The organism is Lactococcus allomyrinae (assembly GCF_003627095.1).
In the GTDB taxonomy this organism is placed as follows: Bacteria; Bacillota; Bacilli; order Lactobacillales; family Streptococcaceae; genus Lactococcus; species Lactococcus allomyrinae.
Genome location: NZ_CP032627.1, coordinates 2,650,107 through 2,673,805, shown reverse-complemented (window position 1 = coordinate 2,673,805; position 23,699 = coordinate 2,650,107). Strand labels below are relative to the sequence as shown.

Below are 23,699 nucleotides of genomic sequence, written 5' to 3'. Positions count from 1 at the left end.
TTTTTCAAAAATGAAAAACCAGTGCCCGAAAATAATTATATACGATTTTTTATTTTTTGTCAAAAGTCAGTTTTTGATAATATTTCAAAAAATCATCTTGTAGGTTACTTAAAAGGCTCACGCCTTGATTTTCCAATGTTTGTTGAAGAGCATAGAGGGTATAAGCCACTTTGCTTGCTCTAGCGTTCTCGCCCATGTGCCCGATACGCAGAACTTTTCCTTCCAAGCGGTCAAATGAGCCTGTAATCATGACATTATAATGTTCTTTCATCTCTTTTAAAATCGCTTGAGCCGTTGTTTCTTTAGGAACATTGATAACTGTGACAGTATTTGAAAAACCATTTTTCAGATGAAGTTGCAAAGCGGAATGTTCAATCGCCTGCCTTGTTGCCTCAGCAATATCCGCATGGCGCTTTATAATCTCTTTATCTGCCAATAGATTATCAATCGCTTGGGTCAGACCATAGATATCCGAAATCGGCATCGTATAAGGAAACCATTTTTTCTCAAAATAATCTTTGAATACGAGAAGATTGCAGTAAAAGCTGGCAATTGGCGTTTTTCTATTTTCCATTGCTTGATAGGCTGCTTGTGAAATAGAAAGGAAAGTCAGTCCTGGAGGTGCCGATAGGACTTTCTGTGAACCTCCAAGTACAATGTCGATCTCCCATTCATCAACAGCTAGAGGTTCTCCTCCCATTGCCGCCACTGAGTCAACCACAGTTAAAATATCATATTTTTTAAGCAAGGGACAGATTTTTGAGATGTCGTTGAGCACGCCTGAAGGGGTATCACAATGAACAACCGTAGCATATTTGAAGTCGTGGTCTTTTTCCAAAAATTCTTCTAAAAGTGCGAGGTCAAAGCTTGCTGTCTCAGGGCTTCTCAGGAGAAGTGGCTCTCCACCGTACATTGTCACAAAGTCAGCAAAACCATGTCCAAAAATGCCATTATCTAACACGAGGACACGTGTTCCCTGCTCAGTCAATGAGGCGCAGGCTGCTTCAAGCCCTAGAATACCTTCTCCAGCTAGAATACGGACGTCATTTTTTGTTTGGAGAAATTTTCCAAATTTTTCACAAGTTACTTTGTAAAAGTCATAAAAATCAAGGTCAATGTCTGGATTTGTTGTTGTTTGACTTCTTGCAAGTCGAACGTTTTCCGCGACTGCTGTTGGTCCTGGTGTCATGATGAGCATTTCATTCATTCATTTGTACCTCGCACGTTCGCCACCGATAAGTTTGGGGCGATTCTTCAATGCTGTCACGTGTGCACCACCTAATTCACGCAAAACTGGACGAATCGGGATTTGGACGTGCTTGACGTGCATCCCAATCGAGGTGTCACCAATGTCAAGTCCTGCTTGAGCAATGATGTGTTCTACTTCTACAGGGTGCTTAAATCGTTTGTATGCTGCGACTTGCCCACTCCCTCCTGCATGGAGCTGTGGGATGACAGAAACGGTATCCCAATCTTTTTTCTCTGCTAATTCTTGTTCGATTAAAAGGGCGCGATTGAGATGCTCACAACCTTGAACAGCAAGATAAATACCTTTTTCTGTCAACGTGTCGTGAATGACACCAACAATGACTTCGCCGATTTCCGCAGAGCTGGCGTGGCCGATTATACCACCATTTACTTCTGATGAGGAGAGGCCTAGGACAAAGATTTGTCCTGCTTTTATTTCAGATTTTTCAAGGACATCATTAATGATGAGCTGTGTTTCGTTTTTAAGCTTTTCTAAATCCATTTAAAATACCTGCCTTTTTGATTAATGGGCTAACAACTCTTGCGAGGATAAAGCCTATTGCAACTTGAACAATATTGACCCAAAGTCCCGCAATAGAAGAACCCCAGCCGTACATAAATCCACCTACAATGAAGTATCCGCCCACCATAACAATCGCACTGAGGATAAAATTAAGCGTTTTAAAACGCGTCAATCCTGCCAAATAACCTTGCGAGCCGTGAATAATCAAGCTAAAAAACATATAATTGCTGTAGCCTGCTGTGAAATCTAATAGGAAGGCAGAAAGTCCGCCAATAACAGCAGCTTCACGTTTTCCTAACAAAAAAACAGCACTGTAAATTCCAACATCTAGCAATGTTAAAATATTGCCAGCTGAACCTGGAATGGGGAAAGTAAAAATTCTGCCGAGAACAAAGCTGATGGCTGTCCAGATGGCAAGAATTGTAATCTTTTTGATATTGGTGTTGGTCTGATTCATGAGTTTCATCTCCTATGATATGACTACTAGACAAAGTTTGATTTCTACTTTTTATATTAGTTCATCTCCAATTCTACCTAGCGCGGTTACAACCAACAGGCTCTGTCTACATAGAGAACCATTTCGCCTTGATGCTTTAGCTGCTTAGAGAGAATGGATACCTGTGGGTGTGCAACAATCGGAGACTGTTCGCAAGACGGCACACGAAGTGCGTGCTTTGCGACGATTGAGAAAAGTGATACTTTTCTCATCTGCAATCTTGATGCAGTGCGTCAAGCTCATTTTATGCAAAGATTGCGACTAGCCAGATATGTTGGAATAGCGAGCATCAACAGCACAGCAACTTTCAAGCGATACGTTTGAAAGTTAGACAATATTAGTTTGAAGGTTTCAAAAGTAACTACGAAACAATCGTCACTTAATAAAAAGCAAAGAATTTTTTTCGGTGTAGAAGCTTGGTTATCTATTGAGCTGATTTATTTTGCATTTTGAAAAACACCATATTGGTTAGAATTCTGAATCGCTTGATAGACAAAACTCTTAGCTTTACCCACTGCTTGCTCAAAAGTATCTCTTTGTGCGAGATGGGTGGCAATACTTGCTGCAAAAGTACATCCAGCGCCATTGTTATTTTTATCCAAAACAGGATTGCTCAATTCATAGAAATGTTCTCCGTCGTAAGCGAGATCAATGGCATATTTTGGATTAAAGCGATTCCCACCTTTAATGACAACATTTTTGGTACCAAACCGATAAAGAATTCTGGCTGCTTCTTTCATGTCGTCAATTGTTGATATGGAAATCGCTGACAGAATTTCAGCTTCACGTAGATTGGGAGTAATCACTGTCGAAATTGGAATGAGCGTTCTGATGAATAGCTCCCGCATTTCATTGACACTATAATCATCATTTTCTTTAAAAACAATGACAGGGTCAAGAATGATAGGTGTTTCTGTCAGTGCTGACAGAAATTCTTTTGTCAGTTGTAAGTGTTTTCGATTGGGTAAAAGTCCGATTTTTACTGCTGAAAAATCAATACTTTGAAGACTTCTCAGTTGGTCTTTAAAAACTTGTTCTTCAACTGGATGAACAAAGAATTTATCTTCACGGACTGTAACAATGCTTGTTAGTGCGCAAAATCCATAAAAACCATCATGAGCAAATGTTGCTAAATCCGCTTGCATTCCTCCACCTGATAAAATATCAGAGCCTGCAATCGTCAATATCTTTTTATTTTTTGTCAAATCTTTTGTCATAAAACTCCTTTTGACATCTTGCTACGCAAAACTTTATCAAAGCAAGTGCGTGCTACTACCCCCTCCCTCTTTAGGTAGGGGATAAAGCAACACTATCTCCGCCTTACGGCTACGCTGTCCATCCTCGCTAAGGCGCTGAAGCACCTAGTCGGAATAGTAGGCTTCGAATTTCGTCCGACTAAATTCAGTGACGAGTTAAAATTCCCACTGAATAAGTCTTAACTTCATCCACCGATGATTTACTTCCTTTGATCGTAAATCACTTCTTTGAGGTATAAGCCCTCTGGGGCTGCCGTTGGTCCAGCAAAATCACGATTTTTTGTCATCAAAATCTTTTCAATCTGGCTGACAGGCATTCTGTCATTACCAATTTTGATGACAGTTCCAACCATATTACGAACTTGTTTATACAAAAAGCCGTTCGCTCTAAAGATAAATTTAAAATTTTCTTCATCAAGTTGAATGACTTCTGCTTGAGAAATTGTTCGAATCTTATCGTCTACCGATGAACCTGATGCTGTAAAACCAGTGAAATCATGTGTCCCTGTCAGCACTGACAGAGCTTCTTGCATCTTGTCAAAATCTAATGGATAACGGAAATATGCTTTTGCATTTCTGCTGAAAGGACTTCTCGTCACTGCATTTTCAAGATAATATTCATAGATTTTTTCATGCTTACAATAACGTGCGTGCCATTGCTCACCCACTTGCTCTACTTTTTTTACAGCAATATCAGCAGGAGTTTGAGTGTCAAGTCCAAAACGAAGTCGTTCCAAATCACGTGGTTGTCCTAAAAGGTCAAAATGAATCACTTGCCCAAAAGCGTGTACCCCTGCATCAGTACGACCAGAACCTTGCAGAATTACTGGCTCGTGCGAGTTCAATTTGGTTAACACTTTTTCAAGCTCTGCTTGGACTGTACGTTGGTTAATCTGCGTTTGAAAACCTGCGAAATCTGTACCATCATAGGCAATCGTAGCTTTGTATCTTGTCATTTTTCTATTATAGCACATTTTATTAGTCGACTTTCATTTGTTTTTCTGATGATAAGATTGGAGTTTTTTAATACTCATACTGTTTAATTTTTAAACACCTCACTTAAAAGTCAAACAATATAACAACAATGATTCATTATAACACCTCAACTTTAACAGCTGAATATGTAAATAAACAAAAAAGCCTCACTACGAAAGTGAGGCAAGGTTTGGCACCATGATCCAGGAGGGATTCGAACCCCCGACCGTTCGCTTAGAAGGCGAATGCTCTATCCAACTGAGCTACTGGACCAAATAGGTTCCTGTCAGTAACTTATAAACTAATCAGCAAAATCTAATCGTTCATAAGCGACTTCCAGAAACCAGTTTATCATATTATTTTTGTTTTTTCAATTATTGTCCTGTGTAAGTTCCTGTATTATTTCCATAACTGTTGGAGTCGTCAGAACTTGCACCACTATCTCCGTACGAACCTGAGTTAGTATCGGATGTTGTAGAATCTACAGATGAACTACTCGCTGTACTTGAAGAGCTACTTGTTCCAGTTGAACTTGATGAAGTGGATGATGAACTAGTCCCTCCACCACTTCCGGTTGTGCTTGAAATGAATTCATCTTGGTTTTGAGAAGTAATATTTACAAAATTACCTTCTGTGTCTATACCATATGTCATAGATTTTCCGTTTTCAGTCACTGTAGCTGAAGGGAGATAATAAGTTGAAGCTGTCCCAAAATAACTTTCATATGTAATCAAATTCGAAGGTAGAGTCGTTAGAGTATCCTCTCCTAATGAGCGTCTCATTGCATTTTGCATAGCGAGATATACATCTTGAGGGAAGAACTCATATGAGACACCATCAACCATATTTCCCACCCCTCTAGCTTGAATTGAAATAACTTTCTTGAAACAATCTTTGTAACCCAATAAAGAAGAAATGGTGGAAGTATTAATTGGAATATTTGTTTTAAAATCTTTGGAAGCATCATTGAGAATTTTTTGATACTGAGTAATATTATCAAGTGAAAGCATCTTTTTCATAAGCGCTTCAATAACTTGACGTTGAGCAATCTGACGCCCATAATCTCCACCAACTCGATGATGGCGGTCTCGTGAGTAGACAAGTGCTTGCTCGCCATTCAAATGTTGCTCTCCAGCAGGAATCGTTGCAGTATATTGAGGTTCGGTATCTGAAATAAAAATTTCATGCTTGGGATTAGGATAGTCGGGTGTACTTGGAGCAATAGAATTTGGGTCGTTATACACATCAATTCCACCAACGTCATTGACTAAATTAATCAAACCATCAAAGTTCATGGTGATAAAGTTATCAATATTAATCCCAGTTTGTTCCCCAATTGTTTTCATTGCATAGGAAACACCTGTTTCTAACCCTTTACTTCCTCCACCAGCATTATAACCTAGCGGATAAGCAGCGTTCAACTTTTCTTTAGAGACAATATTTCCAGAGCCATCGAGGATATTCGTCATAGTATCTCTCTCAACCGAAACCATAGTCGTTGTCTTTTTGGTCGGGTCAAGTGTGATAAGAATTTGTGAATCTGAATTTCCATTCCATGAATCTGCGGTCCCGCGTCCCGCTCCACCTGTGTCAATCCCCATTATCAAAATCGTTAGAGGTTTCGTTGCTTTGATGATTTTTTCTGTTTGCTTACTTCCTGCATTCGTATAAGTCATTTTAAATGCCTGAGTGGTACTGTTTAACACTGTAAGTGTATAAGCAGCGGCAGCAGCACCTGTCACCAAAATGATACTCCCTAACATTAGGAGCGTTTTTATCCATAGTTTCATATTAGCATTATACCAAATTTTTTATATTTAACAATATGAAAGAAAAAATTTAGACAAATCAATCTTGTTCATTATCATAAATTTTGACTGCTCTTAGTGTTAGGATTATTTTGAAAAATAAAGATTACAACATTTACTTATAATTTTTCTATGAGTTCTTCGTAGCGTTTACCATGAGCTTTTAACACAATTTCGCGTTCTTTGTCATTAACAATTTCAGGAGAATACTTGTCAAAAACAACTTCCAAATAATTTTGAGGTAAATCCGTTCCTAACATTTCACCCCATTCGATGACAGATACTCCCTCACCAAACAAATAATCATCTAAGTCAAAACTATCAGGATCATCACCAATTCTATAAACATCCATGTGATACAGCGGCAAACGTCCCTCAAGTTCGCGAACAATTGTATAAGTCGGACTTTTCACCATTTGATGAATATCAAGCCCTAAAGCTAATCCTTTAGTAAATGTTGTTTTCCCTGCACCCAATTCACCCGTCAACACAATCACATCCTGTGCTTTCAATAAACGTCCCAATTTCTCTGCAAATTTCAGCATTTCTTCTTCGTTAAATTTCATGATTTTATTATACCAAGATGTGAGGATGATTGTCCAGAACTCAGAAAATTAGGAAAAGATGGAGATGAGCTTTACTCATTGAATACTTTTATCTATTTTCACGGGTTCTAAGCAGTTAAACTCAATTATAAGATGTGAACGACACTACCAAGAAGCGTAGAGAAATGCCAGTTGGCTCTTGCTAAGCAAACGGACAGCGTAGTAGCGAAAGCGCGGAGATAGGAAATCTCGGAAAAGTTTATCTTTTTCCACTTCTTTTCTGATGATATTTTAATTCTGTACTTTCCAACGCAAACTTAGCTCCCGCCAGTTATCTCCTTCTTCTCCGGAAATCAGATTGATTTCTCTGGTTTTTTAGAATTCTGTCAGCTTGTAAGTTCATTTTTTGAGTTTCTGTCAGTGATGGAGAAGCTGTCAGTACAGCCGTGTCTTCAGTGAAAACTGACACTTGTGATTTTTTCGCGGTTTTTGTCAATGATTTATTATCCAGAGCATTTTTACCTTTTATTTTTTTATGGAAATGCCGAACGAGCGCTGTAACTCCTCCAATAATCGTAACTGTTGCTGACAGACTCGTTAATATAATTGTCCAAATATTCGCTGAATTTTTTCCTGTGTTGTTGACTGTTTCATTGATGATGGTTGTTGAACCCTTTGTAGGTTCTTGTGTTGTTGTATTCCGGGTAGTCGCCTGTGCGTTATTTTCTCTCTGAGTTTGGTTATTTTGTGCTTGAGAATTTTCTGTAACATTTTGCTGCGCAGTCGTTGTACTTGCTGGCGTTTGAGTAGATTCTGCCGTACCAGTTGAATCACTCGAATTAGAGCTGCTTGACGTCGAACTTGATGATGTGCTTGATTGTGATGACTGAGTATTTTCATTTGCAGCACTTGTAGCAGTCTGTGTCTCTTGCCCACTGGTAGCGGTGTCCGCATGTATCCCGATTGGAAAACTTACCATCGTAAATAAAGTAATACTATAAATCAATTTCTTCATACAGAAAATTCTATGTCATTTTCCTTAAGCTAACTTAAAAATAACACTTTTCAGCGTTTTCTTTATAAATTACAATTATCATGAGATGAAAACTCTGTGCTGGTTCATACATTTCTTCACTAAGTGGTAAGATAAAACAGACAACGACCATCGTCCGTGTAGCGCGATATCATGGAGATAATGATGGTTAGTTTAGCTCAACTCCAATATTAAATATCTTTCAACATACTAAATGCCAGTAGATTATCTGTATTCGTTTTCATTGTTTTTGCAAAATAATACCCCTTTTTGATACAATAAAAGCATGAACAAATCAAGACATACAATTAACGATACAGCTTGGGTGGACTTCTATCAACAGGAGAATCCTAGACCGACTCAATATTCCCTCCCGTCTATCATCATCTGTCCCGGCGGTGGCTATGAACATATTTCCAAACGTGAATCAGAACCTCTTGCCTTTGCTTTTCTCGCACAAGGCTATCAAGTTTTCGTTCTTAATTATACAGTCATGAATAAAGGAACAACTCATAATTTTCTCTCTGAAACATTGCTTGAACTTCATCATGTTTTTGAACTCATCCACGAAAACTATGAAGCGTGGAATATTAACCTTGAACAAATCTTTTTACTTGGTTGTTCAGCAGGCGGGCATCTTGCCTCTTGGTATAGTAACCAGTATCAATTTTATAAACCCAAAGGTATCATTCTCTGCTACCCCGTAACCTCTTTCACTTTTGGTTGGCCAAATAATATGACTCATTTCAACTTTACTCTACCTAGCTCTGCCGAATATAATACAGCAGAAATGGTAACTTCATCAACTCCTCCAACTTTTATCTGGCATACAGGAAATGATTGCAGCGTTCCGATTTATAACAGTTTAAAATACTGTGACCGCCTTGCTAAGTACCATATTCCTTTTGAAGCGCATTTTTTTGATGATGGTCCTCATGGACTGTCTTTAGCTAACAGAGTTACAGCACCTGATGACAACTATATTAAACCATCTGTTCAGCGTTGGTTGCTCTGGGCAATACAATGGCTTGAAAAACAAATCCAACTCACTAATGAAAGTTAAAAAAACCTGTCAGTATACTGACAGGTTTTTATTTTTGTAAAACTATAACTAATTTGTTGTAAAAAACAACAATGAATTGACCTCCATAGCATAGCCTCCGTGATACATGGCTTTACGAACTTTCTCTGTTCGCTAAACTTTTTATCTATCGCCAAAACAACTGATAAAAAAGCACATCATTTGTAGCTACTAATCAACCACTTCATTTTGCCACTGTATCAACTTGGAACAGACAGACAGACACTTTGGTATAAAATCTTACTCAATTTTAAAATAGAGTTGGTCTGTTTCACTTATAAATTAGCTTTTGTCAGCACTGACAGCTTTTACTCAGTCTTTATTTTCAGACCAAACTTTAACCAAAAACTCAAACGTATAATGTGAAGTGTCTGGGACAACAACAATGTCCTCTCCCAAATCTTCCGGACGACCAACTCCAATCGCCAAGGCTCCAGAATCCTTAATCGCTTGAATCCCAGCTTGTGAGTCCTCTAAGCCAATGGAATCCTCAGGAGTAACGCCTACTGCGTGCGCTGCCGCAATGAAAATATCTGGAGCTGGTTTTGAAGCCGCAACTTCTGATGGATCTGCAATCGCATCAAAATAATCTGTCAAGCCCATTCTCTCCAACAAAAAGGGACCATTTTTAGACGCCGAAGCCAAGGCAATTTTAACCCCATGACTCCGCAACTCTTTCAACAAAGTCAAAATACCTGGATAAACATCCTGAGGAGATACATCTTGAATCATTTCAACGTAGTTATCATTTTTACGTTTCGCAAGTGCTGCAAATGATTCATCTGACACTGTTTTATTTCCCAACGCCAAAATTTTCTTCAGAGAATCTTCTCTGGAAACACCTTTCAATTGTTCATTAAAGGCACGATCCACACCGGCAATTCCTATTTCTTCTGCCAATGCTTTCCATGCTCGAAAATGGTATTCTGCTGTGTCTGTAATTACACCATCTAAGTCAAATAAAACTGCTTTAAACATTACATTCCTCCATCAATTATTAGCCCAACTTTAAGCGGACAAACTCAATTAAATCCTATAGAGTCTAACTTCATGGTACTGGTAGACTTCATACACCATACGTTAAACCCATTATCTCCATGATATCACGCTACACGGCCGATGCTTGTTGTCTGTTTTATCTTACCACTAAAATTAATAAAATCCTGTTGAATTTTAAAGTGGAACTAGTATATTTTATCAAATAATATCATTTAACGCAATCGTTTGCATTAGTTGTTAATCAACGAGTTACTGATAGTAATTTTGTCAGTAACTTTTTAATTTATTTCCTTATTACTTTACTTCAAAAGTAGCTGTTTCTCCTGACTCTAGCTGGAATAATGTGTCATACACTCTAACTACCATCTTTCTATCAGCTGTCAGTAAAAGTTTCTTGTCAGAAATCTCAACCGTCACTCTATTTCCTCGGAAAAGCTGGGTAAATTTCAAATAAGACCAATGTCTTGGCAATCGCGGTGCAATTCCAAATTCACCATCACGTAAAGTTACCCCAGCAAATTCATTTTGAATGACTTCAAGTGTCTCTCCCATCACTCCAATGTGGATTCCCTCAGCCGTCGTTCCGCCCTGAATGTCGTAATAATCTGAACCAATTGCCTCAGTCAAAAACTCCACTGCTTCATCCATCTGATTAATCGTCACATCAATTCCTGCAAAAACTGGACGTGACGTTGTTGAGCCATGTACCGTACGCGCAAGATAATAATCTCGGTTTACTCTGAGCCAATCTTCTGGAAGCCTATAACCAAGCTGTCTTACAAGTTTTTCTGTATGGTTAGCCCCTAAATTATAAAGCAACATCAGTGTATCTGCTTGCTTAGCAACCTTATATTCATCTGGCGAAATACCCTCTGCTTTCATCAAGCGGTCAATCCGATGAATATCACCATATTTTGCTTCATAAGCCGTAAAGTCAACCTCTTTCAAATCGAAATAACCTGCATATTGAGCAATGACTCCATTTTCATCAATATCCAAATACAACTTATGGGCGACATCTTGAGCTTTTTCTAGCCATTCCACATCAACACTTGAAAAATCAAACGTATTTTTAGTTTGTAACTCAGTCAACCAATTCAACTGCCAGACAAGCATGAGATTAGTATACGCATTATCCGTAATTCCTCCCTCTTTTCCAGGATAAGCTTCATGGTACTCATCTGGACCCATCACACCAGAAATATGATAGCGACCATCTTCTCCAAGAACAGCCTTATTCAACCAGAACTTCGTTGTTTCAAGTAAAAGTTCCAGCCCTCCCTCATGTAAGATACTCAAATCTCCTGTCAACTGAGTATAAATCCATAAATTATAGACAATCGCAAGTGAAACATGACGTTGACGTCGCGAATTATCAGGCTCCCATTCATTATTGACCGTATTCAAATGAACAAACTGCGATTGTTCATCTCCAATAAGCCCTGATTGCCAAGGAAACATTGCACCGATTTCTCCGTCAACCTTTGCATTATCTTGCGCTGCATACAAACGATTCAAGCGATAAAGCAAAATATCACGCGCTGTTTCAGGTTCATTTGCCGCATAATACGGCACAACAAAAATTTCATCCCAAAAAATATGACCACGATAACCTTCACCAGTTAAACCACGTGAACCAACAGAAGCATCCAAATATTGATTTGCCAAATGTTGTGCCGCCTGACGAATATGAAAAACATTCATCCGCACCATCCGTTGTAAATCTTTATCATCAGATTTAATCACAATATCAGCTGTTTCACAAACTTTTGACCAATATGTTGTGCTGTTTTCTCTGATTTTACTTACTGATAACTTTGCCAATTCATTTCTCACAAAATCAACAGGCTGCTTCTCTTCAGCACTCGTCGCTAATACAATGACTTTCTCAAAATGAACAGGAACATTTTTATGCAGTTCAACTTGTCCAGTTTCTAATAAAACCTCTTGATGCCCTGACTCAGCTGAAACAACCGAACTACCTGCCAAAGTTGTCTTCACAGCAACCGCAAACTCAATATCCGTTGTCCTTGTTTTTGCCACTAAAATATTTTCAGAAATAGAAAGCACATCAAACTCTTTGCTATCAAAAGCACGGTAACGTTCTACATTTTGATTTAAAACCGAACCGTCGACCAAGCTTTCCAAACGAAGTGTTGCATCAAAATCTGTAAGGATTTCTCCTTCAAATCCTAAACAATGGAAATCAATTGGATCAACATATTTTGTCGTTGTCAAAGTCAACTTACCCTCATCAACTTTCACGACATATTTATCCCTCTGAGTGCCATTCTTAAAATTAATTGCTGACTGACGACTAATTATCGTCTGTTCAGTAAACTTAACCAATTGATTACCAATAAAAATTTTTATCAACTGTGGATTAGGTAAATTTACCATATCTTCATTGACAACATCATGACCAACAACTTCAGTCGTTGTCCGATTAAACACACCAGCTACATAAAGTCCAGGATAATGATGTTCTGAAAAAGATGACCACACAGGAGCACCACGCCAACCTAGATACCCATTTCCTAAAGTCATTAATGATTCTTGTCCATACGAACGTTTTCCTACTTCGTATTTATCATATTGAATCATCCAGTCTTTATCCGTTTCCGTCATTTTTTGCCTTTCTTTCTCTCAAAAATAAAGAAGCCAGAAGCCACTGGCTCTGACTCCAAATGAAATTTATAAATTATTTAACTGCATCTTTGAAAGCATTTTTCTTTTCAACGCCAGTACCCATTTCGTCAGTATCTTTATACCCAAAGAACCACACTAAGACCATCGCTACTACAATACATACAATAGATGCAATCCAAAATGTAGCCAAGTTACCAGCTGGAGCTTCATGCGTTTTAGGATTAGAGATAAAGTTAGGGAAACCAATCAATGAACCAGAGAAACCAAACATACGCAGATTCATCAATCCAGCAACCAAACCACCAGCAGCGGCACCAATAGAACTCATAATGAAGACACGCATATATTTCAAATTAATCCCATACATTGCAGGTTCAGTAACCCCACAAAATGCAGAGATTGCAGCGGGAAGAGCAAGACCTTTCATATCTGATTTGCGAGTCTTCAGGAAGACTGCAAGCGCCCCTGCACCTTGTGCCAACATCGTAAATGACACAATCATGTTAAGTGAAGATTCACCAGTTGCCGCGATTTGTTGCGAAATGATAGGAACAATGAGCCAGTGCAAACCAAAGATAACCAAACATTGATAGAAGCCACCAATGACAAGTCCTGCAATACCCAAGTTAAGTCCAAGAAAGAAACTGATAACATTTGACAGAAGTGAAGAAAGTGTAGAAATCACTGGTCCTACGATTAAAAGCACAATAGAAGATGTGATAAAGAAAGTAATCATAGGTTGGAAAATCGGACGCAAAGCCAAAGGTAAAACTTTCTTCAACCAAGCATTCAAAGGTTTTGCGATTGCGACTGCAGCAATGATTGGGAAAATCGTGTAAGCATAACTAGGTAATGCCACAGGAATCCCAAAATAACTCGTATTGAAAGTAACGCCTAATAAATGTGCTACTGCATTAGGTGCAGGTACAACACTTGTCCCACTGATTGTTGCCTGAGTCAAAGGATTCAAACCAGGAGCAATCATAAATCCACCAACGGCTGCCCCAACAAATTGTAAGCTTCCATCTTTTGGAGCTAATTGCCGTGCAGCTGAGAAACCAACTAACACAGGTAAGAAATAGAAAGGTGCCATTGCCATTGTTGAAATGATAATGTAAGTCGAACTTGTTGGATCAATTACATTGAAGATATGGTTACCCTTAACAAACATAGCCAAAAGTCCATTAATCATACCACCACCAGCAAGTAATCCGATGATTGGAATCATAGACCCCGTGATTGTACCGATAACAACTTGAAAGCCACGGACAATAGGATTTTTACTTCCACTTGCAGGTGCACCACCTGCATCATCAGCTTCTGTTTCCCCGCCTGCTAATCCATCGGGGAGCTGTGCAATCACTTCGTCATAGACATCTTCAACAGCTTGACCGATAACCACTTGGTATTGGTTGAGATTTGCATTATATACAGCACCTGCAACCCCAGGTAATGCTTCTATCCCCGCAGTATCAGCTTTATTTTTATCTTTTAAAGTAAAACGAAGACGGGTAATACAGTGAATAACTTTTGTGACGTTTTCTGCGCCACCGACTTTTGCGATAATATCTGTCGCAAGTTGTGAATAATTTGCCATAAGACCTCCTGCTTTCCCTCTTAAAAAGGAAAATTATTTTATTAACTTTTATCCAATAATATTTAATTCCCAACATTTCTCTCAGAAATTAAAGGATGTTTACATCCATTTTTGTACTAGCCTAATACTGTATAAAGTTTAACTAGTATAACCGCATAAAAACATTTTCGTGACATTTAACTTCCAACATCTATAAAATGTTAGAGTCTTAGCATTTCAAAAATTCCAATTATTTTGTTTGAGCTTTTCCAACTATTTCTTTTGCTTCAACTTTTTCATAGCGAACATCAAAAGAATCTAATTTATCAGAGTTGGTAAAAATGACCATTGTTGTCTTTTCAAGACCTGCTGCTTCAACTTCGGTCCAATCAACACTTCCAACTTCATCTCCACCATTGACTATATCACCAACTTTAACTTTGAGTTTAAATGGTGAACCATTGAGTGAAACAGTATCAATCCCAATATGGAGTAATACCTCAAGACCATCTGCTCGAGTGAAGCCAACCGCATGACCCTGAACCAAAGTCACTGTGGAAGCTACGGGCGAATAAATCTTGTTTCCCGCAGGTTCAACGGCAAAACCATCACCCATAATCTTTTTTGAAAAAACTGGGTCATGAACAGCTGAAATCTCAATGACCTCTCCAGAAATCGGTGCATAAAGCGCTTTATCATCCTGAAGTTCTTTCTTTTTTCCTAGTCCAAACATATGAACCTCCTATCATTTCGCAGCTTGTACGTACAAGTTAACAAAAACATTGTACCACATGAAAGCATTTTCAGCAAGCGTTAGCATCTATTTTTATGATAAAATATAGGAATGAAGAAATATGAAGTGATTTTACAAGATTTAGAGAAGAAAATTTTCGATGATATCTATAAAGAAAATGATGTTTTACCTAGTGAAAACGAACTTTCAAAAATTTATAATAGCAGCCGTTCAACCGTTAGACAAGCTTTAAAAATATTAGAAGAAAATGGTGTAATTCAACGTCGTCATGGATTTGGTAGTATTGTTATCGCTCATGATAAATTACTCTTCCCCATTTCAGGTCTAACATCATACAAAGAACTGCAAACTTCTATGGGATTTGAGAGCGAGACTGAGGTTGTCATATTTGGTTCAATTGATATTGAAGCTGAACTGTCAGAATTAACAGGTTTTCCTGTCGGAAGCAAAGCCCTTCATATCCTTAGACGTCGGAAAGTCGAAGGAAAATACTCAATCTTAGACCGTGATTTTTTCTTAAAGGATTATGCCATTCACCTAACTCCAGAAGATGCTAAAAATTCAACTTATGAGTATTTAGAAGGAAAACTTGGACTGGACATCGCTTATGCTCAAAAAGAAATTACAATTGATTTCGCAAGTGAAGAAGATTTTGATTTATTGGACTTAAATCCCAAAGACCGCCATATTGTTTCTGTTAAATCCAGAGTTTACCTTGCTGATAACACATTGTTTCAATATACAGAATCTAGACACCAAGTTGACCGTTTTAGATTCACAGAATTTGCAAGACGCCAAAAAAGATAAACAAAAAAGCCATATCATGGCTAATTTGTTGTACCAAATTCAAATCTTGTGAATAAAAAAGAGAGTATATACTCTCTTTTTTATTTTACCCCAATTTCTTCTTCCACGACTTCTACTATACTATCAACAACTTCATTGACTTCATTATGAGTTGGTGCTTCAGCCATTACGCGTAAGAGTGGCTCTGTACCAGAAGGGCGAACAAGGATACGGCCTTTTCCATCCATTTTTTCTTCCATGTCAGAAATTACTTTTTGAATTTCTGGTACTTCCATTGCAGATTTTTTAGCAGCATTGTCCTTCACACGGACATTGACTAATTTTTGTGGATAAATTGTTACTTCACCTGCAAGTTCAGACAAGGTTTTTCCTGTTTCTCTCATGACTTTCAACAATTGAATAGCGGAAAGTTGTCCATCTCCTGTTGTATTATAATCAAGGAAAATCATATGACCAGATTGTTCCCCACCGAAGTTATAGTGATTTTTTTTCATTTCTTCGACAACGTATCGATCACCTACTGCTGTCACAACTGAATTAATCCCTGTTTCTTCAAGCGCAAGATGGAAGCCAAGATTTGACATTACTGTTGTAACTACTGTATTTTGGGCTAATTTGCCTTGGCTAAGTAGATATTTACCAACAATAAACATGATTTTATCACCATCTACAATATGTCCTAACTCATCTACTGCGATTAGACGGTCAGCATCTCCATCGAATGCCAATCCAATATTTGCTCCCACTTCAAGGACTTTCTCAGCCATTTGCTCTGGATGAGTTGAACCAACATTGACATTAATATTAAGTCCATTAGGGTTTTCACCAATAACAGTCAATTCTGCATTAAGATCTGCAAACACCGCACGCGCTGAAGTATGAGCAGCTCCGTTTGCGGTGTCAAGAACAACCTTGTATCCTTCAAAATCACCCTCTGCTGTGGTCTTGAGGAAAGCTTGATATTTACGAACACCTTCAATGTAATCATGTAATATTCCAAGCCCTTCTGCAGATGGGCGAGGTAGCGTGTCCTCAGGTGCATCAATCAAAGCTTCAATCTCTAATTCTTTAGCATCTTCAAGTTTATAGCCATCACTCCCAAAGAATTTGATGCCGTTGTCAAGGGCTGGATTGTGGCTGGCTGAAATCATAACCCCTGCGGATGCTCCATCCTTTTTCACGAGATAAGCAACACCCGGTGTTGCAATAACACCAAGGTCATAAACTTCAATCCCAACGGACAAAAGTCCTGAAATGAGGCTTGTTGCAAGCATTTGTCCTGAAATACGTGTATCTCGGGCGACATAAACTTTCGGTGTATCAGTTTCATGTTGACTTAAAACATAGCCACCAAAACGTCCTAACTTAAAAGCCATTTCTGGTGTAAGTTCAACATTTGCTTCTCCACGCACACCGTCAGTTCCAAAATATTTACCCATTTTTTTAGTCTCCAATTTATTTTTTCATGATATTTATCATGATTTATCTCATTTTCCTTAATTTACTAAATCTATCTCAAAATTCTCTTAATGTTTCAAAAATAACTTGCTTTTCTACCCATAATGCAGAATCTGTGCCACACCCCATCACGTGTAGCTGATAGCTCTATTCTTACAGCTTACTACACCCGAATCATAATCCTTGATATGATATTGTGTCCAAGCTCTACCAGAGCTCGTATGGTAACAGCCTTTAAGTTTTTAATGTGGAACCAATATAATCAGAATCGTCTTTACAAAATTACTTCTTTTTAACTGGTGTCAATGTCACATCTATTGTTCGCGGACGGATGCTTATACCTGATTGTTGCAATGGTACAGAAACTTTTGTTTCTTTAGTTATCCCTGTAATGCTTACATTTGCTTCGACACTACTCACCTCATCTAACTTACTTTGCTCGCCATATATGGTAACTTTTTCATCAGATAGTTTTGTTTTCATGCTAGAGAGTGTTGTATCAAGTGTGCCTGTAACTTTTAGTTTAACTGGCACTTGTTTACTTGGTTTGTTTACAGACACTTTGATGTGAACTGTCGAAGGTGTGATTTGTGCGGGAAGAATTTTGCCTGTACTATCTACAGCATGTAAAGTAACCGTTCCTGAATAATTATCTGTGAGATTCACATCACTAGGAAGAGCTGCTTCAATGGCGTGAATTTTTTTGATGCCTTCTTCACCAGCAATGACGTTGACTTTTTCATCGCTCAAATCAATCGTATCAATACTAAATCCTGTTGGAATCTGTGTTGAGTCTACTTTTGGAGTCACTTCGAATTCTCGAGAAGCTCTTTTTTCTACCGTTACATTCATCGTCTTTGGTTCAATTGATGCATTGACCCCGCCTGGAAGCTGTTCGATTCGTACGGGAACGTCAACTTTCCCAGATTTAACACTGGTCAAATCAATACTCAGGAAAAAATTTCTTGTATCGGGATTTTCTTCATTGGTAATCGAGATTCGATTGTAACCTGATAAATGTACCGTTGCGCTACTATTGTAACCACTAACAAAGTATTTGTTTGTATCGTATTTTAACTCAACTGGTACGCTATTAATTGTAGCTGTGTAAACCTCTCCTGATTGGTTCGTTCCTTGATTTCGGATAGAGGTTGCATTGGCATTAAAGAAGAGAACAATTGCAAAAAACACGGAAGTCAAGATATAAAATATTTTTGAAGTAAAAAATTTATTTCCCATTTTTATCCTCCGAATCTTTATTAGATTTCCCTGAGTTTTTGCCTAAACGCGGGAGTGATTTTTCCACTTTTGGAGTTAAAATGCTGACTAATATATCATGAAATCTTTCCTTAGAAATATCGGCAAAAAACTCACCGTTATGTGCTATCGAAATACCTCCTGTTTCTTCAGATACGACAAGAATTAGAGCATCTGAAACTTCTGAAAGTCCAATAGCTGCGCGATGTCGCGTACCAAATTCTTTGGAAATTCCTCTACGTTCAGTCAAGGGCAGGTAAGCACTTGTCACGGCAATCTTATCTCCTTGAACGATGACTGCACCATCATGCAAGGGGTATTCGGAATGAAGATGTTGATAATTAGTTCGCTCGTGATATCCGCATCCAATCGAATTCCTGTGGACACAAATTCATTAAGATTTTGAGACTGCTCAATGGCAATCAAAGCACCAATCTTACGCTCAGACATATAGGCAAATGATTTCTCATAGGCTGTGATGTGCCCATCTTTAGAAGCTTTTTTTGTCGGTGTAAATAAAGTTGTGGTACGTCCCAAACTTTCAAGCGCCCGTCTAATCTCAGGCTGGAAGATGATGACCCCTGCAATCACCCCATAAGTAATCACTTGGTTAAGCAACCACTCTACTGTGGTTAAACCAATGAGTCCTGCAACAATTTTTATGAAAAGGAAAATAATTACTCCGCGCACTAGCGTCATTAATTTTGTTCCTTGGACAAATCTTATCGCGTTATAAAGGAAAAAACTTACAATAGCAATGTCTAATACCGCAATCATGATACGTAGCGGTGATTCATTCAGCTCAAAAATCTTTTGCCAAAATTCAAGGTTAAAAAATTGATTAAAATCGCTCAAATTTTTTCCTCCTTATATACTCGTCCAATGTCAGTTATACTATTTGTTTACTTGGCTCGTGCAAACTATTCATCTTGTTGATTGGTGTGGCTAAACAATGAAAACAACAAGATTACAGAGATAATTGCAAATTTCCATATCTTCACTTTGATGTAATGGGTCAATTAGAAACGAAATAGTAATTAAATATTGAACTGTAGAGATACTGGTTTGTATGAGAATTTTTACCACTTACTGGCATTACGCACAATACAACAGAGTGGTCAAAAATCTGACAATATCCATAATTAATTAGTTTAATTATACCAAAATTTTATGTTCCCTGCTGATAAATGATAAATGCTTCACTGAAAATATTGTCACTTACACAATAGAACCTTACTGATAAAAACTGTCAGTAAGGTTTTATTCATTTTGAACTGACAGAAATTCTGTCAGTAAATTTTGTTTATTTTTTGGCTGATTCATTGTAAAAAATAACAGCGCATTGACATTGTTTCATAACTTATTGGCGCAAAATCAGTATTATAGAGAGCATGGTTCGTTATAATATAAAATCTCGTTGCTTTTAAAGTGAAATTAATCTATTGCAAAAAGAGTTCCCTGTTGGTTCTATTTGTTCTTATCTGCAAGCTTTTGAGCTTTTCTTGCTGCACGTCTGGCCTCACGTTCGGGATCGATTGTTCGTTCTCTTCTAGGTTTTTGATTGATTTCTACTGTTTCACCTTTTGCTTTTGCTTCACGCTCTAAGAATTTTTCTAAATCTCCTGATAAACGTGCGTAACGAATAAATCGTTTTCTTGAGTCTGTAGTTGCTTTATCATACAAGGCTTCTGCGTGCGCTTTGTTAATTTTTAAAAGATTTCCAAAACGAGATTGTTTGAGTAAAAATCCACGTACTTCTGAAAAATCTGGCTTCTTGAAGTCAAGAGTCATTGGATTTTTTCCTTTTGATTCAAGTTCTGGATTATAGCGGTAAAGTTGCCAATAGCCACTTTTTACAGCGTGCTCAGCTTCGTCGAGTACCATGTGCATTCCTTCGTACACACCGTGACTGATACATGGTGTATACGCAATGATAAGGCTTGGTCCTTTATGCTTTTCTGCCTCATCAAATGCTTTAATGGTTTGCATCATATTCGCTCCTGAAGCAATTTGAGCGACATACACATCGTCATAAGTCATCGCCATAGCACCTAAGTCTTTCTTCGCTCCACCTTTACCTCCTGCAGCAAATTGAGCAATAGCAGAAGCTGGTGTAGCTTTTGAAACTTGTCCGCCTGTATTGGCATAGACTTCATTATCCATCACGAGAATATTTACATCAGCACCTGAGGCAATGACATGGTCTAAACCTCCAAATCCGATATCATAAGCCCAACCATCGCCACCGAAAATCCATTGGGTCGGTTTGACAAATTGATCTTTTTGCTTATAGATTGCATTTAATACTGACAGCTTTCTATCAGCGACTTCATCTGTTTTTTCTTGGTCCACTAAAGCCGTCAGTTCTTCTTTGAGCAGTGCCTTGAACTTCTCAGCACGCGCTCTGGTTCCTTCACTATCAAAAAGATGCGTTGCCCAATCTTTAGCAAGGAGTTGTAAGTCCTCTGACATTTCTGTCAGTACTGACAGAACTTCATCAGCAAGTTTTTGGCGGCGAGTTACTGATGCCATATGCATCCCATAACCGTATTCAGCATTATCTTCAAAAAGTGAATTTGACCAAGCGGGTCCTTGTCCCTCATCATTTGTGGTATAAGGCGTCGCTTGCGTTCCTCCATAAATTGATGAGCAACCTGTCGCATTTGAAATCATCATCCGATCACCAAACATTTGCGTCAAAAGTTTGATATAAGGTGTTTCGCCACAACCTGAACAAGCACCTGAAAACTCAAACAAAGGTTTTTCAAACTGCGTACTTGCAGCTGTGAGTCGCCCAGCCATTGGATTTTCTTTTGTTTTCAAAGTTTGCGTAAAAGCCCAATTAACCGCTTGTTCCTGCTGTGATTCATAAGGAACCATTTTTAACGCTTCACCTTTTTTGGGACAAGCTTCAACACATAAACCACATCCCGTGCAGTCTTCGACAGAAACTTGTATCCGATATTTCAGACCATCATTTCCCTTATAATCCATGACTTGGAAGCCTTCTGGTGCAACATTCCACTCATCTTCATCGACGAGAAATGGGCGTATCGCTGCGTGCGGGCAGACGAAAGCGCACTCATTGCATTGAATGCAGGCATCTGCATTCCACTCTGGGACTTCAAGCGCAATGCCGCGCTTCTCGTAACTCGCCGTCCCAAGCGGACTGCTGCCTCTCGTCATGCCATTATCCACCAAATCTTGCACAGAAAGCTCGTCGCCCTCGAAAGCATTGGTTTTGTTGACAATCTCGAAAACGTATTTTTTCGTTGCACTTGCGGCTAAAATTGGCTTTAATTCGCGTTCCTGTGCGCTTGCCCAATCTGCTGGAACATGGACTTCGTGGAGAGAATCGAGTGCCATTTCCATCGCATTTAGGTTTTGCTCCACAATTTTTGGCGATTTGCGTGCGTATTTTTGTGCATCATTTTTCAGAATTTCATAAGCTATGTCAAAAGGCATAACCTCAGCCAGTTTGAAAAATGCGACTTGCATGATGGTATTAATACGTCGGTCTAATCCCGTTTCTCTCGCGATTTTTGCCGCATCTATCGTGTAAAATTTAATCTGGTTTTCGCCAATATAGCGTTTCAACTTGCTTGGCAAATTTTTTGAAAGATGTTCATCATCCCAAGAGGTATTTAAAAGAAGGGTTCCACCTACTTTCAAATCTTTCGTCAAATCATATTTTCTGACATAAGTCGTATTGTGGCACGCGACAAAATCAAGCGTTGCAGTCATGTATTCTGACTTGATGGGGCTGTCGCCAAAGCGCAGATGGCTGATAGTCAGCCCTCCTGACTTTTTGGAATCGTACTCAAATGCTGCTTGCACATACTTATCTGTGTTATCACCAATGATTTTGATGGCAGCTTTGTTTGCCCCGACTGTTCCATCAGAGCCAAAGCCCCAAAATTTCGCTTGGAAAGTATCTGACGGTGTCAAATCAAGTTTAGAATTCACTGACAGCGACAAATTTGTCACGTCATCAGTGATTCCGATGGTAAATTGCCGACGAGATTTTGCCTTTAGAAGCTCATCAAAAACTGCAACAATATGCTCTGGACGCGTATCTTTTCCGCCCACACCGTAGCGTCCGCCGATGACTTTTACATTTTCGTCAAACAATGCAGACTGCACATCAAGAAAGAGTGGTTCACCATTTGAACCTGACTCTTTTGTACGGTCAAGCACTGCAATATTTTGCACACTTTTCGGCAATTTATCAAGGAAATTTACTGTTGGAAATGGACGATACAAGTGAATGTTCAAAAATCCAACTTTGCGTCCTCTACTATTCAGATAGTCTACTGTCTGCTCAATCGTCCCAGCGACTGACCCCATGCTGACAATGACCTCAGTCGCATCACAAGCACCGTAATAATTGACTAAATCATAATCCGTCCCACGCAGCGCATTGATTTTGTTCATGTATTTTTGAACAATGCTTGGTAACACATCATAATAGGCATTGACTGTTTCTCGTTGTTGAAAATAAATATCAGCGTTCTGATTGGTTCCTGAAACTGTTGGATGATCAGGGTTCATCGCACGATTGCGAAAAGCTGTCAGTTTGTCAGTATTGATAAGTGGCGCTAAATCCTCGTAATCAATGACATCAATTTTTTGAATCTCATGACTCGTCCTGAAACCGTCAAAGAAATTCATGAAAGGAACTGAGCCCTCAATCGTAGCTAAATGTGCGACGGCTGATAAATCCATCACTTCTTGTACACTTGACTCAGCTAACATGGCGAACCCTGTGGAACGTGCAGACATTACATCCGACTGGTCTCCAAAAATGTTGAGCGCCCCCGTTGCTACCGCACGCGCTGCCACATGAATCACCGTTGGTAAAAGTTCGCCCGCCATTTTATACATATTGGGTAACATCAAAAGCAGCCCTTGTGAAGCCGTATATGTTGTCGCAATTCCCCCTGCTTTGAGAACACCGTGCATGGCACCTGCTGCACCGGCTTCTGATTGCATTTCTGTAATTTTTACCGTTTGTCCCCAAATGTTTTTGCGCCCAGCCACAGACCACGCATCCGTGTAATCTGCCATCGGTGAACTTGGAGTAATCGGATAAATTACAGCAATTTCTGAAAAAGCGTAGGCAATATGTGCCGCCGCCATGTTTCCATCCATTGTTTTTTTCATTTTCAAACTTTCTTTGAGAGAGCATTTATTCAACCTTTTCTCTGCATAAAGAGCGGTGTCGGTGTTCTTTA

Annotated in this window: 18 protein-coding genes, 1 tRNA gene and 1 pseudogene; 2 read left to right on the top strand and 18 right to left on the bottom strand. The window is 38.8% G+C overall.

Translation table 11 applies throughout. The features are described from left to right. Positions 1-49: 49 nt before the first annotated feature. The 10 genes from D7I46_RS12775 to D7I46_RS12735 form a co-directional block, all read right to left on the bottom strand. Entirely contained in the window at positions 50-1,207 is a 1,158-nt protein-coding gene (locus tag D7I46_RS12775; protein WP_120773218.1) for a pyridoxal-phosphate-dependent aminotransferase family protein, read from the bottom strand. Beyond that, entirely contained in the window at positions 1,208-1,750 is a 543-nt protein-coding gene (locus D7I46_RS12770; protein ID WP_120773217.1) for a TIGR01440 family protein, read from the bottom strand. After that, complete coding sequence (locus tag D7I46_RS12765; RefSeq protein ID WP_120773216.1) at positions 1,731-2,237, bottom strand: ECF transporter S component; 507 nt, start codon at positions 2,235-2,237, stop codon at positions 1,731-1,733. Before D7I46_RS12765 ends, D7I46_RS12770 begins: the two co-directional genes overlap by 20 nt. Before the next feature lie 77 nt (positions 2,238-2,314). Then, entirely contained in the window at positions 2,315-2,479 is a 165-nt protein-coding gene (locus D7I46_RS13400; protein ID WP_162930918.1) for a hypothetical protein, read from the bottom strand. A gap of 225 nt (positions 2,480-2,704) precedes the next feature. After that, on the bottom strand, positions 2,705-3,484 hold the full coding sequence (locus D7I46_RS12760) for a bifunctional hydroxymethylpyrimidine kinase/phosphomethylpyrimidine kinase (protein ID WP_120773215.1): 780 nt from the start codon (positions 3,482-3,484) through the stop codon (positions 2,705-2,707). Positions 3,485-3,723: 239 nt separating this feature from the next. Then, on the bottom strand, positions 3,724-4,479 hold the full coding sequence (gene truA / locus D7I46_RS12755; RefSeq protein ID WP_120773214.1) for a tRNA pseudouridine(38-40) synthase TruA: 756 nt from the start codon (positions 4,477-4,479) through the stop codon (positions 3,724-3,726). 218 nt (positions 4,480-4,697) lie between these two features. Then, positions 4,698-4,771 (bottom strand) — tRNA-Arg (locus tag D7I46_RS12750). Positions 4,772-4,872: 101 nt separating this feature from the next. Further along, positions 4,873-6,288, bottom strand: coding sequence for an LCP family protein (locus D7I46_RS12745; protein WP_120773213.1), 1,416 nt, complete (start codon positions 6,286-6,288; stop codon positions 4,873-4,875). A 137-nt stretch (positions 6,289-6,425) separates the two neighbouring features. Continuing rightward, entirely contained in the window at positions 6,426-6,872 is a 447-nt protein-coding gene (tsaE, locus tag D7I46_RS12740) for a tRNA (adenosine(37)-N6)-threonylcarbamoyltransferase complex ATPase subunit type 1 TsaE (protein ID WP_162930917.1), read from the bottom strand. A 310-nt stretch (positions 6,873-7,182) separates the two neighbouring features. Further along, complete coding sequence (locus tag D7I46_RS12735; protein WP_120773212.1) at positions 7,183-7,866, bottom strand: ATPase; 684 nt, start codon at positions 7,864-7,866, stop codon at positions 7,183-7,185. 304 nt (positions 7,867-8,170) lie between these two features. Here D7I46_RS12735 and D7I46_RS12730 point away from each other — a divergent pair, with 304 nt between their 5' ends. Then, positions 8,171-8,947 (top strand): alpha/beta hydrolase, encoded by a 777-nt coding sequence (locus tag D7I46_RS12730; protein WP_120773211.1) that lies wholly within the window; start codon positions 8,171-8,173, stop codon positions 8,945-8,947. 330 nt (positions 8,948-9,277) lie between these two features. Here D7I46_RS12730 and pgmB read toward each other — a convergent pair whose 3' ends face one another. From pgmB to D7I46_RS12710, 4 genes are all read right to left on the bottom strand, one after another. Further along, positions 9,278-9,943, bottom strand: coding sequence for a beta-phosphoglucomutase (pgmB, locus tag D7I46_RS12725; protein WP_120773210.1), 666 nt, complete (start codon positions 9,941-9,943; stop codon positions 9,278-9,280). A 315-nt stretch (positions 9,944-10,258) separates the two neighbouring features. Then, the gene (locus tag D7I46_RS12720; RefSeq protein WP_120773209.1) at positions 10,259-12,592 is read right to left on the bottom strand and encodes a glycosyl hydrolase family 65 domain-containing protein; all 2,334 of its coding nucleotides are present in this window, start codon (positions 12,590-12,592) and stop codon (positions 10,259-10,261) included. A gap of 73 nt (positions 12,593-12,665) precedes the next feature. Next, the gene (locus tag D7I46_RS12715) at positions 12,666-14,210 is read right to left on the bottom strand and encodes a PTS transporter subunit EIIC (protein ID WP_120773208.1); all 1,545 of its coding nucleotides are present in this window, start codon (positions 14,208-14,210) and stop codon (positions 12,666-12,668) included. A gap of 229 nt (positions 14,211-14,439) precedes the next feature. Beyond that, complete coding sequence (locus D7I46_RS12710) at positions 14,440-14,922, bottom strand: PTS sugar transporter subunit IIA (RefSeq protein ID WP_120773207.1); 483 nt, start codon at positions 14,920-14,922, stop codon at positions 14,440-14,442. Between the two features lie 111 nt (positions 14,923-15,033). Here D7I46_RS12710 and treR point away from each other — a divergent pair, with 111 nt between their 5' ends. Further along, a complete protein-coding gene (treR, locus tag D7I46_RS12705) occupies positions 15,034-15,750 on the top strand; it encodes a trehalose operon repressor (RefSeq protein WP_120773206.1) in 717 nt (238 codons plus the stop codon). A gap of 80 nt (positions 15,751-15,830) precedes the next feature. Here treR and glmM read toward each other — a convergent pair whose 3' ends face one another. The 4 genes and pseudogenes from glmM to nifJ form a co-directional block, all read right to left on the bottom strand. After that, positions 15,831-17,189 carry a phosphoglucosamine mutase gene (glmM, locus tag D7I46_RS12700; protein WP_120773205.1) on the bottom strand — a complete coding sequence of 453 codons (1,359 nt, stop codon included), beginning with the start codon at positions 17,187-17,189 and terminating at the stop codon, positions 15,831-15,833. 301 nt (positions 17,190-17,490) lie between these two features. Further along, positions 17,491-18,447, bottom strand: a complete 957-nt coding sequence (locus D7I46_RS12695; RefSeq protein WP_120773204.1) for a CdaR family protein — start codon at positions 18,445-18,447, stop codon at positions 17,491-17,493. Then, a pseudogene (cdaA, locus tag D7I46_RS12690) lies at positions 18,437-19,242 on the bottom strand (diadenylate cyclase CdaA). The gene D7I46_RS12695 and the pseudogene cdaA overlap by 11 nt, the downstream one beginning before the upstream one ends. Before the next feature lie 690 nt (positions 19,243-19,932). Next, positions 19,933-23,628, bottom strand: a complete 3,696-nt coding sequence (gene nifJ / locus D7I46_RS12685) for a pyruvate:ferredoxin (flavodoxin) oxidoreductase (protein WP_120773203.1) — start codon at positions 23,626-23,628, stop codon at positions 19,933-19,935. Positions 23,629-23,699: the final 71 nt, after the last annotated feature.

Excerpts from the sequence above, each read along its gene's own strand:
- D7I46_RS12775 (WP_120773218.1), bottom strand. The coding sequence starts at position 1,207 with ATGAATGAAATGCTCATCATGACACCAGGACCAACAGCAGTCGCGGAA.
- D7I46_RS12770 (WP_120773217.1), bottom strand. The coding sequence starts at position 1,750 with ATGGATTTAGAAAAGCTTAAAAACGAAACACAGCTCATCATTAATGAT.
- D7I46_RS12765 (WP_120773216.1), bottom strand. The coding sequence starts at position 2,237 with ATGAAACTCATGAATCAGACCAACACCAATATCAAAAAGATTACAATT.
- D7I46_RS13400 (WP_162930918.1), bottom strand. The coding sequence starts at position 2,479 with ATGAGAAAAGTATCACTTTTCTCAATCGTCGCAAAGCACGCACTTCGT.
- D7I46_RS12760 (WP_120773215.1), bottom strand. The coding sequence starts at position 3,484 with ATGACAAAAGATTTGACAAAAAATAAAAAGATATTGACGATTGCAGGC.
- truA (WP_120773214.1), bottom strand. The coding sequence starts at position 4,479 with ATGACAAGATACAAAGCTACGATTGCCTATGATGGTACAGATTTCGCA.
- D7I46_RS12745 (WP_120773213.1), bottom strand. The coding sequence starts at position 6,288 with ATGAAACTATGGATAAAAACGCTCCTAATGTTAGGGAGTATCATTTTG.
- tsaE (WP_162930917.1), bottom strand. The coding sequence starts at position 6,872 with ATGAAATTTAACGAAGAAGAAATGCTGAAATTTGCAGAGAAATTGGGA.
- D7I46_RS12735 (WP_120773212.1), bottom strand. The coding sequence starts at position 7,866 with ATGAAGAAATTGATTTATAGTATTACTTTATTTACGATGGTAAGTTTT.
- D7I46_RS12730 (WP_120773211.1), top strand. The coding sequence starts at position 8,171 with ATGAACAAATCAAGACATACAATTAACGATACAGCTTGGGTGGACTTC.
- pgmB (WP_120773210.1), bottom strand. The coding sequence starts at position 9,943 with ATGTTTAAAGCAGTTTTATTTGACTTAGATGGTGTAATTACAGACACA.
- D7I46_RS12720 (WP_120773209.1), bottom strand. The coding sequence starts at position 12,592 with ATGACGGAAACGGATAAAGACTGGATGATTCAATATGATAAATACGAA.
- D7I46_RS12715 (WP_120773208.1), bottom strand. The coding sequence starts at position 14,210 with ATGGCAAATTATTCACAACTTGCGACAGATATTATCGCAAAAGTCGGT.
- D7I46_RS12710 (WP_120773207.1), bottom strand. The coding sequence starts at position 14,922 with ATGTTTGGACTAGGAAAAAAGAAAGAACTTCAGGATGATAAAGCGCTT.
- treR (WP_120773206.1), top strand. The coding sequence starts at position 15,034 with ATGAAGAAATATGAAGTGATTTTACAAGATTTAGAGAAGAAAATTTTC.
- glmM (WP_120773205.1), bottom strand. The coding sequence starts at position 17,189 with ATGGGTAAATATTTTGGAACTGACGGTGTGCGTGGAGAAGCAAATGTT.
- D7I46_RS12695 (WP_120773204.1), bottom strand. The coding sequence starts at position 18,447 with ATGGGAAATAAATTTTTTACTTCAAAAATATTTTATATCTTGACTTCC.
- nifJ (WP_120773203.1), bottom strand. The coding sequence starts at position 23,628 with ATGAAAAAAACAATGGATGGAAACATGGCGGCGGCACATATTGCCTAC.